General features: G+C 42.1%; 13 protein-coding genes. All 13 read right to left on the bottom strand.

Annotated elements, in window-relative coordinates; all coding sequences use genetic code 11:
* Positions 1 to 38 precede the first annotated feature (38 nt).
* A complete protein-coding gene (ftsZ, locus tag ACEW8U_RS00215; RefSeq protein ID WP_373520012.1) occupies positions 39 to 1679 on the bottom strand; it encodes a cell division protein FtsZ in 1641 nt (546 codons plus the stop codon).
* Positions 1680 to 1788: 109 nt separating this feature from the next.
* Positions 1789 to 3105, bottom strand: a complete 1317-nt coding sequence (gene ftsA / locus ACEW8U_RS00210; protein ID WP_373520011.1) for a cell division protein FtsA — start codon at positions 3103 to 3105, stop codon at positions 1789 to 1791.
* Positions 3106 to 3116: 11 nt separating this feature from the next.
* The gene (locus tag ACEW8U_RS00205) at positions 3117 to 3872 is read right to left on the bottom strand and encodes a cell division protein FtsQ/DivIB (protein ID WP_373520010.1); all 756 of its coding nucleotides are present in this window, start codon (positions 3870 to 3872) and stop codon (positions 3117 to 3119) included.
* The gene (gene murC / locus ACEW8U_RS00200; protein ID WP_373520009.1) at positions 3862 to 5259 is read right to left on the bottom strand and encodes a UDP-N-acetylmuramate--L-alanine ligase; all 1398 of its coding nucleotides are present in this window, start codon (positions 5257 to 5259) and stop codon (positions 3862 to 3864) included. Before murC ends, ACEW8U_RS00205 begins: the two co-directional genes overlap by 11 nt.
* Positions 5256 to 6368 carry an undecaprenyldiphospho-muramoylpentapeptide beta-N-acetylglucosaminyltransferase gene (gene murG, locus ACEW8U_RS00195; RefSeq protein WP_373520008.1) on the bottom strand — a complete coding sequence of 371 codons (1113 nt, stop codon included), beginning with the start codon at positions 6366 to 6368 and terminating at the stop codon, positions 5256 to 5258. Before murG ends, murC begins: the two co-directional genes overlap by 4 nt.
* A gap of 5 nt (positions 6369 to 6373) precedes the next feature.
* Complete coding sequence (locus ACEW8U_RS00190) at positions 6374 to 7546, bottom strand: FtsW/RodA/SpoVE family cell cycle protein (protein ID WP_373520013.1); 1173 nt, start codon at positions 7544 to 7546, stop codon at positions 6374 to 6376.
* Positions 7546 to 8898 (bottom strand): UDP-N-acetylmuramoyl-L-alanine--D-glutamate ligase, encoded by a 1353-nt coding sequence (gene murD / locus ACEW8U_RS00185; protein WP_373520007.1) that lies wholly within the window; start codon positions 8896 to 8898, stop codon positions 7546 to 7548. Before murD ends, ACEW8U_RS00190 begins: the two co-directional genes overlap by 1 nt.
* Entirely contained in the window at positions 8899 to 10110 is a 1212-nt protein-coding gene (gene mraY / locus ACEW8U_RS00180; protein WP_373520006.1) for a phospho-N-acetylmuramoyl-pentapeptide-transferase, read from the bottom strand. It abuts the gene before it with no gap.
* A gap of 1 nt (position 10111) precedes the next feature.
* Positions 10112 to 11575, bottom strand: a complete 1464-nt coding sequence (locus ACEW8U_RS00175) for a UDP-N-acetylmuramoyl-L-alanyl-D-glutamate--2,6-diaminopimelate ligase (RefSeq protein ID WP_373520005.1) — start codon at positions 11573 to 11575, stop codon at positions 10112 to 10114.
* Positions 11576 to 13690, bottom strand: coding sequence for a penicillin-binding protein (locus ACEW8U_RS00170; RefSeq protein ID WP_373520004.1), 2115 nt, complete (start codon positions 13688 to 13690; stop codon positions 11576 to 11578). It abuts the gene before it with no gap.
* Positions 13687 to 14067 carry an FtsL-like putative cell division protein gene (locus tag ACEW8U_RS00165; protein ID WP_373520003.1) on the bottom strand — a complete coding sequence of 127 codons (381 nt, stop codon included), beginning with the start codon at positions 14065 to 14067 and terminating at the stop codon, positions 13687 to 13689. The genes ACEW8U_RS00170 and ACEW8U_RS00165 overlap by 4 nt, the downstream gene beginning before the upstream one ends.
* A 159-nt stretch (positions 14068 to 14226) precedes the next feature.
* Positions 14227 to 15135: a 16S rRNA (cytosine(1402)-N(4))-methyltransferase RsmH gene (gene rsmH / locus ACEW8U_RS00160; protein WP_373520002.1), complete on the bottom strand. Its 909-nt coding sequence runs from the start codon at positions 15133 to 15135 to the stop codon at positions 14227 to 14229.
* 2 nt (positions 15136 to 15137) lie between these two features.
* Positions 15138 to 15335 (bottom strand): division/cell wall cluster transcriptional repressor MraZ (locus ACEW8U_RS00155; RefSeq protein ID WP_373520001.1); only part of this gene is annotated, 198 nt, incomplete at its 5' end.

Genomic DNA, 15335 nt, shown 5'->3' with positions numbered 1-15335 from the left:
TGCTTCACACCCAGGCAGAAATGCTGATCAACTTTTAATCAATCTACATTATCGTGTAAAAACCTATTATTTTTCAGAAATTCATTCTCGTCGGTCAGATTGAACCTCGAAAGATTTCTTTCTGAACTGTGCTGTACATCTGTCAGTTTGACTTGCTTTCTTACGAAAGCAGGAGTTTCCAACTTGTCCTTGAATTCCTCGGGGTGTTGGTTGAATGTCTTGATTCCTTTTAATCTTTCAAAACGTTCATGTGCCCTTTGAATGGCTTTCTGCTTTACCTGTTCATAGTAATCATTGCTGTACTGTGGTTTGGCGGCCTCTTCTTTTTCCTCAGCCTTATGCATTTCAGGCTTTTTCTCTTCTTCACTTTCCAATTCAAAAACCACCTTTGAGGGTTCTGTTTTGACTGGAACAAATTCAAAAACAGGTTCGGCTTTGATCTGATCTTCTATTTCTAAAGGTTCAGGTTTCTCTTCTGTTTTTTGGGGTTCCTCCAAAGGTTTCTTGTCATTCGCAGGGGTAAATGCAGGTTTGTTAAAGGTAAAAGTAAAAGTCTGCCCGGGTTGGGGAGTATTATCTTCCTCTACACGAGAAGTTTTACCTGATTCCAAATCGATGACTTTCTTCACGTCTTCTTCATCAGCTTCTTCTATAATTGCCAACTCCTGTTTTTCATCTATCCTTCCTGAAGGAGAAGCATTGGTCAATTTATCCATTTCAAATCCAGTTGCGATCACTGTAACCCTGATTGATTTGTTAAGGTCAGCATCGATACCCTGACCAAAAATAACCTCAGCTTCATCACCAGCTCTTTCCTGAATATACTCGGTAATTTCGCTCAATTCATCCATGGATAACTCATCGTCCTCACCACTCATGATGGAAAGAAGGATTTTCTGGGCACCTCTGATATCCACGTTGTTCAACAATGGGGAAGCAATTGCTTTCTCTGCCGCACGAATGGCGCGCCCATCGCCTTCCTCAGTAGCAGAACCCATTACAGCAGCACCTGCTTCTTTCATCACTGTTTTTACATCTTCAAAATCAACGTTCACATCCTGATGTACTGTGATGATCTCGGCAATGGATTTGGCAGCTGTAGTCAAGATATTATCCGCTTTGGCAAAAGCTGAACGGATGGCCAGGTTCCCATAGATTTCCCTCAATTTGTCATTGAGAATGACAAGCACTGTATCACAGTTTTCCCTAAGAGATTCAATTCCTGCTTGTGCTGCCTGCATTTTTTTTCTACCTTCAAATACAAAAGGTGCCGTAACAATACCTACTGTAAGTATGTCAAGGTCTTTTGCGATTTTGGCAATAACCGGAGCTGCACCGGTACCGGTTCCACCTCCCATACCCGCAGTGATGAACACCATCTTGGTATTGTCCGAAAGGAGTTCTCTGATTTCTTCACGGCTTTCAATGGCCGCATTCCTACCCTTTTCGGGGTTAGCACCTGCACCCAAACCTTCTGTAAGGTGGGCACCTAACTGTAATTTCAACGGAACAGGACTGCTTTGCAAAGCTTGGGCGTCTGTGTTTACTACCACAAACTCCACATCCTTGATTCCCATATTGTACATGTGGTTCACTGCATTGGAACCACCTCCCCCTACACCAATCACTTTGATAATTGATTTGTGATTTTTCGGAAGATCAAACTTGTAATCTTTCATGTTATCTGACATTTTTTATTAATTGGTGAAATTATTTTTTCGTTGAGTATGGTTTTTGTTATGAGGGAAGCAGGGGACATAATCCCCTGCCTCTCTAGTATGATAAGCCCTAGTAATTACTATCTTCATTCATATCATTGGTGATGATTTCTTTCAGCTTCTTTCCTATACTAGAGAATATGTTCGGGCCAAATTCAGTTTTACTGGGTTTGACCTGAATTTTTGGTTGCATGATGGTTTCTTTTCGGATCCTGTAATTATTTTCCCTTTCATCCAATGACCTAAACCCCGCCAATACCAATCCTACAGAAGTGGCATACATCGGGCTTTTGACTTCCTCTATTTTACATTTACCCAAGTGTTCATTGGGATAACCGATCCGCGTATCCAAACCTGTCATATATTCAAACAACTGCGCAACTCCCTGTAACTGGGAACCACCTCCGGTCAGGACAATTCCTCCGGTGAGCTTTTTGTAATGACCGCTTGCTACCAATTCATTCTGCACATATTCTACTATTTCTTCCATTCTGGCCTGTATTATTGCTGCCAGGTTTTTGATGGAAATTTCTTTGGGTTGCCGATTGCGTAAACCTGGGATGGATACTATTTCATTTGGATTTGCTTCTTCTGCTATGGCTTTTCCAAATTTGGTTTTGAGCAGTTCGGCCTGATGGTGCAGTACCATGCAGCCCTCTTTAATATCGGAGGTGATGATATTTCCTCCCAATGGGATGACCGCCGTATGTCTGATGATATTGTCATAAAAAATCGCTATGTCCGTGGTGCCTCCACCAATATCTACCAAACACACTCCAGCTTCCTTATCTTGTTCACTAAGGACTGAAAGTGAACTGGCAAGTGGTTCCAATATTAAATCCTGTGAAACTAGACTCGCACGCTTTACGCATCGGTTAATGTTATTGATCGCTGTGGTTTGGGCAGTGATAATATGAAAATCCGCTTCTAATCTGGAACCTGACATGCCCACAGGATCTTTGATACCATCTTCGTAATCGACGGTATAGTCCTGAGGCATCACATGGATGATGGTGTTTCCGGGAGGAACCACGATATTTTCCATGTCATTGGAAAGTCTTCTTACATCCTCCACTGTAATTTCATCCTGATTGGGATGCCTGATGATTACCCCGTGGTGGACGGTACTGCGGATATGCTGCCCTGCTATACCAACAATCACCTCGACAATATCCACATCTGCCATTTCAGAAGCCTCATGCACAGCTTTTTGGATGGCATTGACGGTTTTGTCAATATTGGTGACTATTCCTCTGATGACTCCATCGGATACAGCCTTACCCATACCGAGAACCTCAAGTTTACCAAACTCATTTTTCCGCCCGATGATGGCGCATATTTTCGTGGTTCCGATATCCAGTCCTACAATCAATTTGTTATTTTCCATAGCGATTTCAATTATTCACAAACAATCTGGCCCTTATATTTTACATTGACCCTGCTGTAAGTATTCCAGCCTTTTTTTGGTAGGATTTCCTCATAGAACAGGTTAATTTTTTTGAATTTATCTTGAATGTCCTTTGCATCTCCGAACTCTATGACCTGCTTTCCAACTTGCTGATGCATTCTGATATCTGACTTTTTGGATATATCCATTCCAGCGATCTGCGCCCTCCAGAATTCATCCCCGTAAATAAATTTGATCAATTCCATCAAATCCGAATGACTCTGAGTTATGTCTTCCAACTTAAGCAGACTTTCTGCATAAGCCCCTGCCATAGTCATCACCCTAGTCGTGTATTGTGGGGAAGTCGGCAAAATCCTGCCCTCAGTGGATATATAACCATCGGCAGCATTTGGTCGGACAATCCTAGCCATGGGAATATGCTGCGCAATCTCTATCATTACCTGTCCTTTCATATCGGCAAAAACCTCTGCTTTCCTCACAAAAGGATGAGTTTCAACCTTCTTTTCAATCTTGTTGAGATCTACTTCCTTCATGGAAATACCGGGCTGTATCAATGGAAACTCAGTTTGAAGGGCTTTCAGAATATCTTTTTCATTGACGAAATAGACATCTGTAATTCCCTTTACCCTTACTTCCATTCCAATTAAGGTTCGCTCTGCATCCTTTTTTTCTACAAAACCAATGAATACCACCAGTATAAGTACCAATGATGAGAATATCAGCGGATTTTTATATCTAATTTTCATGATGCTTCATCCAGTTTGCGATCGGTGATACCAATCTGTCTATATCCCCTGCCCCAATGGTCACCAAAACCTCAGGGCTATTTTTTTCCAAATAATCCAATAATCCTTCTTTTGCCTGAAGTGACTTCTTTGAAGATGTAATTCCTTTCAAAAGCATGGATGCCGTCACGCCATCAATCGGCAATTCTCTTGCTGGATAAATATCCAGCAACACCACTTCATCCGCCAAAGAAAGACTCTCCGAAAATCCCTCGGCAAAATCCCTTGTCCTGGTATACAAGTGAGGCTGGAAAATAGCTGTCAGTCTTTTATCAGGATACATAGCTTTTACAGAAGTCAGAAATGCCCTGATCTCCTCCGGATGATGGGCATAATCATCGATAAATACCCTATCTTCTTCCTGCACCCATATTTCAAATCTTCTTTTGACTCCTCTATAAGTTCGCACACCTTCCCTTATCACAGATTCATTCAGGCCGTTTTCCAAAGCAATTGAAATAGCAGGAAGAATGTTTTCTACGTTGTGGAAACCATGCATATGCAATTCCAAATCCTTGATTTCAATAACCTTATTGACATAGTCAAAGCGAAATGCGCTCGGCAATGCCTGAATCCCTCTGGCCTGAATCTCTCCTTTATCTAAACCGTACTCTCTGACCTTAAGAGAAGAACTTGAAGGAAGACCCAATTTCCCAAGCGCTTTTGATTGAATATACAGCTGACCTTCTTCCGCTATCAAATCCACGAATTGCCTGAAACCATCCAACATGTGGTCCCCATCTCCATAAATATCCAAGTGGTCAGGATCTGCGCTCGTCAACACTGCCACATTGGGATGAAGGTGCAGGAAGGAACGGTCAAACTCATCTGCCTCTACTACCACTATAGCTTCACCAAACGCTTCATCATGAAGAATCAGATTGCTCTCATAATTCTGGGTAAGCCCTCCCAAAAAGGCTGCAATGTTTTTACCTCCAAACTTCAGTAGATGTGCAATCATGGAAGAGGTGGTGGTTTTGCCATGGGTTCCCGCCACTGCTATGGTGGGCATATTGGCCGTAATCATTCCAAGAACAGCCGCTCTCTTCTTCATTGGAAATTCATTTTCTATAAAGAAATTAAGCTGTACAGAATCCTTAGGCATAGCCGGAGTCCAAATGATCAGCGTATTTTCCTTCCCCTCCATTACGTTTTCAGGAATGGTGTCCACACGATCCTCAAAACCAATAGCCATTCCCTCCCCTGCTAAAGAAGCCGTAAGCGGAGATGGGGTTTTATCATAGCCGGAAACTTTGACACCTATATGGTTAAACCACCGTGCCAAGGCACTCATGCCAATGCCCCCGATACCCAGGAAATGAACGGTATGTAGTTTTTTCAAATTCATGCAAGAATACTTGTCAAAGCCTCTACTATTTCTTCGGCCGCTTTTGGTTTGGCCATTGCCTTTATATTTTCTCCCAAAGTTTCGGCCTTTTTAGTATCAGCCATTACTTGATCTATTACTATTTTAAGTTTGCCCACTGCCTCGGAATCCCTGAGCAATACTGCTGCTTCGGCATTTACATAGGCCATAGCATTTTTGGTCTGATGATCCTCTGCCACATTGGGAGAAGGAACAAAAACCACTGGTTTTCCCACAAGGCTCAGTTCAGAAACCGAGAGCGCTCCTGCCCTTGACACCACTATATCAGCAGCAGCGTAAGCCAAGTCCATTTCTTTGATAAATTCCAGGACATGGATATGCTGCAACCGAGCATCCTTTACTTTATAAGCCATATCGGAATAATAAAATTTTCCGCATTGCCATAGCAATTGATATCCATCCTCCTCAAAAGCCTTCATATCTGCAAGGACTGCCTGATTGATCGTACGGGCACCCAAACTCCCTCCCAAAACCAACAGAACTTTCTTTCCAGTCTCTAAACCGAAGTGGTTCAATGCTTTTTCCTTTTTCCCTTCCAAATCGAGGATATCTTTTCTCACAGGATTACCGGTATATTGAATTCTATCTTTGGGGAAAAACTTCTCCATATTCGGATAGGCCACACAGATTTTTTTAGCCTTCTTTGCCAACAACTTATTTGTCAGACCTGCATAGGAATTTTGTTCCTGAATCAGTGTCGGTATTCCTTTGCCTTGAGCCGCATATAACAGTGGACCACTTGCATATCCGCCAACACCAACTACTGCACTCGGGCCAAATTCTGCCAATAATTTTTTTGATTTATTGATACTTCCAAGCAATTTGAAAGGGAAACTTAAATTGGATAAACTCAGGCTACGCTGTAATCCTGCTATTTTTAGTCCCTCGATCTTATATCCAGCCTCCGGTATTTTCTGCATTTCCATTTTGCCTTCCGCACCTACAAACAGAATCTCAGCGTCAGGATGCTTTTCCTTCCATGCATTGGCTATAGCTATAGCCGGATAGATATGCCCTCCGGTGCCTCCTCCGCTGATCATGATTCGATATGGTGTGTCGTTGTTTTTCAATTTTGTCAAGCTGTTTGGAATGACTTCCTGATTTTGTTATTTCCTTCTTCAGGACTTTCGACCATATCCTGATGGTCTCCCCTGCTCACACTCAAGATGATCCCCAAAGAAAATCCTGTAAATACCAATGATGTGCCTCCCATACTCAACAGCGGCAAAGGCAAACCTGTGATTGGACCCAAGCCTACTGCAACAGCCATGTTGACCATAGCCTGCAAAACCAAAGCAAAACTCAACCCTGCAGAGAGTAATCCTCCAAAGGGTTTGGTCGACGATGCTACGATGCGCATGCCTCGGAAGAGCAATGCCAGATATAAAAACAATACCGTTGCACCTCCCACTAAGCCATATTCCTCAATGATGATCGCATAAATGAAATCTGAATATGGATGTGGCAAAGTATTTCTTTGCTCGGATTTCCCAGGTCCTTTGCCTGTAATTCCTCCTGTCGAAATGGCTATAAATGATTGCTCTGCCTGGAAAGGGATTTCATCACCTGACACAAAATTTTCGATACGTGAAAAGAAAGTTCCTCCCCTTTGTCCGATAAATACCGATGTAGTCAAAAACAGACTACCCAATAAAACCACCAACATGATATGCCGGAGAGGAACTCTTCCAATCAATAGAAGTAATAGACAGGTGACAAACAACAATACTGCTGTAGACATATTTGCCAATCCGATCAATCCACAAACCACACCGATAACAATCATCATTGGGATAAAGGAATTTTTGAAATCAGCAATATTTTTTTGTTTCCTTGCCAACAAACTGGCAAGGGTTGCGATCAAGGCCAATTTGGCAATATCTGAAGGCTGAAAAGCTTTGTTGATCACAGGAATGGTCAACCATCTGTTTGCCTCATTGACAGTGGATCCAAAGAGATAAGTGAAAAACAACAGTGGAATTGCAATTAATAGCAAAAACTTTCCAATCAAACCAAATGTCTTGTATGGTATTTTATGAGCAACCCACATGACCAGCAATCCGGCTAATACCATCATGGAATGGTCAAAAAGGTATTTCTCTGTATTACCTCCTTTGTATTTATAGGCCAAAGAACCCGTGGCAGAATACACTACCACGATACTGGTGACAGAAAGAATGATCACGATACCCCAAATGATGGGGTCACCCTTCAGATTCCGGTCAAACCATAGTTTTATATCCTGCATCATAATACCGTGCTTTTAAGTGCCTCAACAGCTGATTTGAATTGATTCCCTCTGTCTTCATAATTTTTGAAAAGATCAAAACTTGCACAGGCAGGAGAAAGCAGGACAACATCCCCATTATCTCCCATATCCAAACCCCAGTTGACAGCTTCATCTATGCGCTGTGTTTCCTTGATTTCAGGGATTACCCCTTCAAATGCTTTTTTCAATTTTTCATTGTCTTTTCCCAAACAGATGAGGATTTTAACCCTGTTACGCACCAATGGAAATAGTACCTTGTAATCATTACCCTTATCCACTCCTCCAGCTATCCAAATCAAGGGACTTGAATAGCTATCCAAAGCATAAGCAGTAGCATCCACATTGGTACCTTTACTATCATTCACAAATGAGACCCCGTTTATATTTGCCACATTTTCCATCCTATGGGCCACATTTTTAAAATCCAAAAGGCCCTCTCTGATCACGTTTTCCTTTGCTCCTCCAAGTGTGGCTGCCAAGACTGCGAACATGGTATTCAACATGTTATGTTTGCCTTTTAATGCTATTTCAGAAGGATTGATTTTTATCATTTTTTCGAATATGCCCAATGAGATTTCATTTCCATTGAAATAACCGCCCCTATCGATGCTCTTGGTCAGCATGACAGGAAAAGTTTTAGCCTGAAGATTGATATTGCCCAATCCTACTTGGATATTCAGGTCATCAGCAAAGTAGATGGCGTCATCCTCTTCAGTCATATTTTTGAAAAGAGAAATCTTGGAAGCGATATAATTGTCCAAACTATAAGCATACCTATCCAAATGATCCGGCGTGATATTGGTGAGAACTGCGATTTTTGGTTTCAGTGATCTGAATCCGTCAATCTGAAAACTGCTCACTTCCAACACCCACCATGCATGGTCACCATTTACCAATTGGCCCGCCCAGCTTTCTCCAACATTTCCGGCCATACCGACATCTAATCCTGCTTTTTTCATCAGGTGGTGTGTCAATAAGGTGGTGGTGGTTTTGCCATTGGTACCGGTAATGGCTATTATTTTCCCTTTGGAATACCTTGAAGCAAACTCCAGTTCATCGATTACCTGGATCCCTTTTTTCAAGGCTTTCTTTACAATTGGTGCAGTCAATGGAATCCCGGGGCTTTTGATTATTTCATCGGCTGCCAAAATGAGATTTTCAGTATGACTGCCCTCTTCAAATTCAATCCCCCATTCTTTGAGAGTAGTTTTCCTAGAGTCGTTTATTGTACCTGCATCAGATACCCATACCGCATAGCCTTTACTATAGGCCAGCAACGCTGCCCCAACTCCACTTTCTCCTGCTCCCAATATGGCTATCATGTGTTTCATTTATCTCAGTTTCAATGTTGCCAAGGTGATAATTGCCAATAAAATCCCTACAATCCAGAACCTCGTCACTATTTTGGCTTCATGTATATTTTTCTTTTGGTAATGATGATGGAGTGGGGACATCAGAAATATCCTTCGCCCTTCCCCATATTTTTTCCTGGTGTATTTAAAATAGCTGACCTGCATGATCACCGATACATTCTCTATAAGAAAAATCCCACACAGTAACGGCAAAAGCAATTCCTTTCTCAAAGTCAGTGAAAGCACCGCAATCACTCCTCCCAACATCAGACTCCCTGTATCCCCCATAAAAACCTGCGCCGGAAAGGCATTGTACCATAGGAATCCCACACAGGCTCCAACAAATGCCGCACAGAATATCACCAATTCACCTGAATTGGGAATGAACATGACATTGAGGTATTGGGAGAAGATGGCATTACCGGATATGTAAGCGAAAATGGCAATGGTAAGACCTATAATTGCCGAAGTTCCCGCAGCCAAACCATCAATGCCATCGGTGATATTAGCGCCATTGGATATTGCTGTAATGATAAATGTCACCAAAAGAATGTACAAGACCGGTGTCAGGTTTTCTCCAAGAAAACCAAGAAAGGTTTCGTAATTCAATTCGTTGTTTTTCATAAATGGGATTGTCGTTTTGGCAACTTTCACATCCCTGTATGCTGGGGTTTCTACCACACCCTCCTCAATAGAGACAGGATTTGTAAATTCCCTGACAACTACTCCCTCATGGAAATATAGAGTCGCACCTACTATAACCCCAATTACTATCTGTCCTACAATCTTGAACCTGCCGGCAAGCCCTTCTTTGTTCTTTTGGAATACTTTGATATAATCATCGATGAAGCCTATCGCACCAAGCCAAATAGTGGTAATCAAAAGTAGGATGATATATACATTGTTGACATTGGCAAAAAGAAGCGTAGGAATAATAATCCCTGCAATCATCATCATGCCGCCCATGGTTGGTGTGCCTTTTTTTTCTGTTTGTCCTTTAAGGCCAAGGTCTCTGACACTCTCACCGATTTGTTTTGCCCTGATCCAGTCGATGATCTTTTTCCCGAATGTGATGGTAATGATCAAAGAAAAAAGCGCAGCCATACCCGCCCGAAAGGAGATATAGCGGAAAACCCCGGTTCCCGGGATGTCCAACACGCTGTCCAAATAGTCAAAAATAGGATATAACATATCAGTTTTTATTCAACAGATTGAGCATTTCACTGACCACTTCACGGTCATCAAAAGGGTACTTAACTCCCTTTATTTCCTGGTAAGTTTCATGGCCCTTACCAGCCACAAGGATGATGTCGCCCTTTTTCGCCATCACTCCGGCGGTTTTAATCGCCTCTCTCCGATCGGCTATCACCAATGTTTTTTTGAAATCAACGGGATTTATACCAGCCTCCATTTCTCTGAGGATTGCCATTGGTTCTTCATCCCGAGGGTTATCAGAAGTTAGGATCACCTTGTCAGAAAACTGCGTGGCTATCTTTGCCATCACAGGTCTTTTGGTCCTGTCTCTGTTTCCACCACAGCCTACTACAGTGATCACCTGTTCCCCGCCTGTTCGTACACCTTGAATGGTTTTGAGCACATTTTCAAGTGCATCAGGAGTATGGGCATAATCCACAATCGCGGTAATTCCAAATAGAGATATCTTATCAAACCTACCCGGAGCACCCTGTACTTTGGATAATTGCATCAGGATTTCCTCTTCTTCCTCTCCCAAAAGGACAGCCGTACCAAATACTCCCAAAAGATTGTAGGCATTGAACTGACCGATCATACGGAACCAAACCTGCCTATTGTTAATTTCAAGCTCCAAGCCCTCTAGGGTATTTGAAAGAATCTTCCCTTTGAAGTCAGCAGGGTATTTTAATCCAAAAGTCTGTGGTAAACCTTTACAGTTTTGAAGCATGACCAACCCTCTTTTATCATCTGCATTGATCAGGGCAAATGCTTCTTTGGACAAGCCGTCAAACAACTGTTTTTTGGCTTTGATATATTCATCAAATGAGCCATGGTAATCCAAATGGTCATGGCTGATATTCGTAAACAGGGCTCCTGTAAAATTCAAGCCTGCCGTCCGTTGCTGCACGATCGCATGGGAACTGGCCTCCATAAAACAATGGGTACAACCTGAATTGACCATTTGCTGCAGCAATTCCTGAATTTGCAAAGAATCAGGGGTAGTATGTGTCGAAGGAATAGTCTTTTCATGTATTTTATTTTCCACGGTGGATAATAATCCTACATGATAACCCATTTCCATAAACAACCGATATAGAAGGGTGACAGTGGTGGTTTTACCATTGGTTCCAGTCACTGCCACCAACTTCAACTTTTCAGATGGATGTTCAAAATAATTTGATGCCATGATGCCCAATGCTTTGGAAGAATCCAAAACCTGTACATAGGTGACACCTGCTTGTGTTTTTTCAGGCATTTGCTCGCAGATAATGGCTACTGCTCCATTTTCAATGGCCTTTTCAATGAAAACATGCCCATCGGACTGCGTACCTTTGATCGCTACAAAGACCACATCTTCTTCCACCTTTCTACTGTCAAAGACAATGGCTTTGATACCAATACCCATGTCTCCAATGGTGGAGGTTAAAGATACTTTGTACAATATGTCCTGTAGTTCTTTCATCTATCCCAAAACCAGATTAATTACATTACCATTTCCCACTGACGCACCGGGAGAAATAGATTGCCCTTTCACCCTACCTTTTCCTTGATAGACCACTCTCAACCCTTTATTTTCCAAAACATAAAGTGCATCTCTTAAGGACATCCCCGACACATCGGGAACTGTTGGCGCGTCTGTTTTATTGGCTCTCCATAGGATTGCTTTATTCTGTGCAGATGATTTCACAAAACTGTCTGTAATTTCCCCGCTCACATGATTCGAAATTCCAAAACGGTTACAAATCATCTGTAACTCATCCATTTTACCAGCCTGAATAAATGGAAATCCCTCATTGGAGGAGGAAGCCAGATACGTGTTTTCATTTACCCTGTTGTTCAGTTCCAAATCCTGAGAATAGATTTTATCAGCAATCTCCTTGAATACTGGAGCAGAAACATCTCCACCATAAGCTGCAAATCCCTTAGGACTGTCAATCACCACAATGGCAGAGTATTTGGGATTGTCCGCCGGGAAGTACCCTGCAAATGAGGTATAATATCGCTGGGAATATCTTCCATCAATTAACTTCTGCGCAGTACCGGTTTTGCCTGCTATTTTGTACTCTTTGTTGTAAACATTTTTAGCAGTGCCGTTTTTGACCACACCTTCCAAAAGTTGCTGCATTTGTTGGATGGTTTTGCTGGAAGCAATGCTTTTGCGCAAAACCTCAGTTTGGTATCTTTCTTCAATTTGATTGCCCCTAGCCACTGCTTGGACTATCATCGGTTTGACCATTTTACCGTTGTTGGCAACAGCATTATATAAGGCCAAAGTGTGCAAAGGCGTCAATTTTGCCTCATAGCCAATTGACATCCAAGGAAGGGTGGTACCGTACCAGTTTTTCTCTCCAGGCTTTTTGAAATAGGGAACTCCTTCACCTCTCAACTGAAAACCCATAGGTTTATCCAATCCGGCTTTTTCGATGTAAGAGACAAATTTTGAGGGATTCTTTCCAAAATGCTGATCTACCAATTTGGAAATTCCCACATTGGAAGACTTTTCGAATGCTTCCTGAATAGTGATTTTCCCATAGCCCCCAATCTTGACGTCATTCATGTTCCGGTCATAAAACCTATAGGTTCCATTTCCGGTATCCACCGTATCTTTAAGGTTGATTTTACCTTCTTCCAATAAAGCCATTATTGATAGCAGCTTGAATGTGGATCCCGGCTCGGTAAGTCCTTGGTCACCAATGGCAAAATTGTAGTTTTCTCCATATCCGTACCCACCATTGTTTTTCTGGAGATTTGCAATGGCCTTGATATGACCTGTAGCTACTTCCATGACAATGACCGACCCAAAGGCTGCGTCTTTCTCCTTCAATTGTTTGAGTAAGGCAGATTCGGCCACATCCTGAATATTGACATCTAAGGTGGTCAGGATATCAAAACCGTCATCCGGCTTGATATCTTCTGCATCAAAAACCGGTTTCCACGATCCTCCTGCAATTCTTTGAAACAAAGCCTTGCCGTTTTTTCCCTCCAAAAATTCATTGAAACTGTATTCAATGCCTACACCGTATTTGTCCTCATTGACAAATCCCACAGTTCTACTAGCGAGGTTATTAAAGGGACGGTATCTTTTTTCAATTTTTTCAAAAATGACTCCACCACCCATCCTGCCTTTTCTAAAAATCGGCCACCTGGACATTTTTTGCATATCCTGGTAGCCAATCTGTCCACGGTTTAGTATGACATATCTTTTTCCGCTTGAGCGGGCATCTTTTACCAATCTTTTGTATGAGTCTGCAGACTTATCCTTGTAATAGGACGAAAGCAAAAAAGACAGTGAATCAATCCCTGATGCAAAAACATCTTCTTTGGCCACTAATGGGTCAATGACAACTCTGTAAAAAGGAAGACTTGTAGCTAAAAGGCTTCCATCGGCAGCGTAGATATTGCCCCGGGTCGCACTGACCTGACGGAACTGAAAATTCAGCGTTTCAGATTTTGCCTGCCATTTATCACCCTCCACAAACTGCAAATGGACAATCCTATAAAAGATTGCCCCGGCAAATAAGGCCACTAAAATGAAGGCCATCCTCACACGCAGTACTATGGAACGTTTTATATTCACTTTTTCATCTTGATTTTCATCGGTGGCTCATCTATTTCGACAATTCCCAAAGGGGCAATTTTTCTGGCCACTTCTGATTGTTTGCTACTCAGCATATACTCTGCTTCCAAAGTGGTGACATCCGCCCGGATATCTTCCACTTCCTGTTGGGTAATCTCAATCTTGCGGATCATATTTTCCGCACGGTGGTTACTCCATATATAAATCAATGCTAACATCGCCGCATAGAAAAACGGCGGTGCAAAATGCACTGGCACTCCTTCTCCCAAGATCCCGGTCACATTCAGCTTTTCTTCAATCAAACTGAATATATTTTTGCCACTCCCCTTTGAAGAAGATCCTTTCTTGATTTTTTTCTTAAAAGTGTTCTGGCTCATATTAATAATTTTAATGGTTAACCGCTTCTTTGCCAGTAACCCAATTTTTTACTACAAACAGGACGTAAGACCGAAGTCGGAAGTCCGATGAACTGCACCTTTCAGTTTCTTGGCGAGTATTATATAGAATTACCATTTTACTGGCATCATTGCGTACATTCATAATATTCTTTTAGCAATTCTCAGTTTAGCACTTCTAGCACGGTTATTCTGCTGGATTTCTTCCTGACTTGCTATCAATGCCTTTCTCGTCACGGGTTCCAATGGCCTTATCAGATTTCCGTAAAAATCCTTTTCCACATCACCCTGGAATTTTCCTTTTGCCAGAAAATTCTTGACCAATCGGTCTTCCAGAGAATGATAGCTCATGATGACCAACCTTCCATCGGGCTTCAATGCCTCTACGGTCTGTTTGAGCATATCTTCCAAAGCAGCCATTTCGTCATTTACTTCAATTCTCAAGGCCTGGAATACCTGTGCGAAATACTTAAACTCTTTTCCCCTTGGCGCAAAGCGTTTCAACAGTTCCTTGAAGCCATCCGTGGTAGAAAAAGGTTTCATGGTCCTTTCAGACACTACAGCTTGAGCTAGGGTTTTGGCATTTTTGATCTCTCCATAAATGCCAAAAATCTTATGAAGCTTTGATTCCTCATAAGTGTTCAATACTTCCTTCGCACTGATGTCCATCCCTGAACTCATTCTCATATCCAAGTCCCCTTCAAATCTTGTAGAAAACCCTCTTGTGGGTTCATCTATCTGATGGGAAGAAATCCCCAAATCTGCCAGAATACCATCAACCTGCTGAACCCCATATAATCTCAGGTATTTCCTAAAATCTCTGAAGTTAGCCTGTATGAATGTGAACTTATCATCATCAGGCACATTTGCCTCAGCATCGGAATCCTGATCAAATCCATACAAATGGCCTTTATCCAATTGCTTTAATATTTCCCTTGAATGACCTCCCCCACCGAATGTCAAATCCACATAAATTCCATTGGGATCAATGGCCAAGCTTTCAATGCAAGGTCCAAGCATCACCGGTATATGATATTGTTGCGCTGTCATGATTAGGTAAGGTATTGATCCATCAAGCTTGACAACTCATCCTGATCATTTATTGAATTGGCTTCGAATTTCTCAGGACTCCATATTTCTATAAAAGAACCTACACCCAAAATAATGGCATCTTTGTCTATGCCTGCCCGCTGAAGGAATATCTTCGGGATCAAAAAACGGCCTGCGTTGTCCAGCTCCACATCAGTCAT

This window comes from Aquiflexum sp. (genome assembly GCF_041751335.1).
GTDB lineage: Bacteria > Bacteroidota > Bacteroidia > Cytophagales > Cyclobacteriaceae > Aquiflexum.
This window is presented reverse-complemented; position numbering and strand designations above follow the sequence as displayed.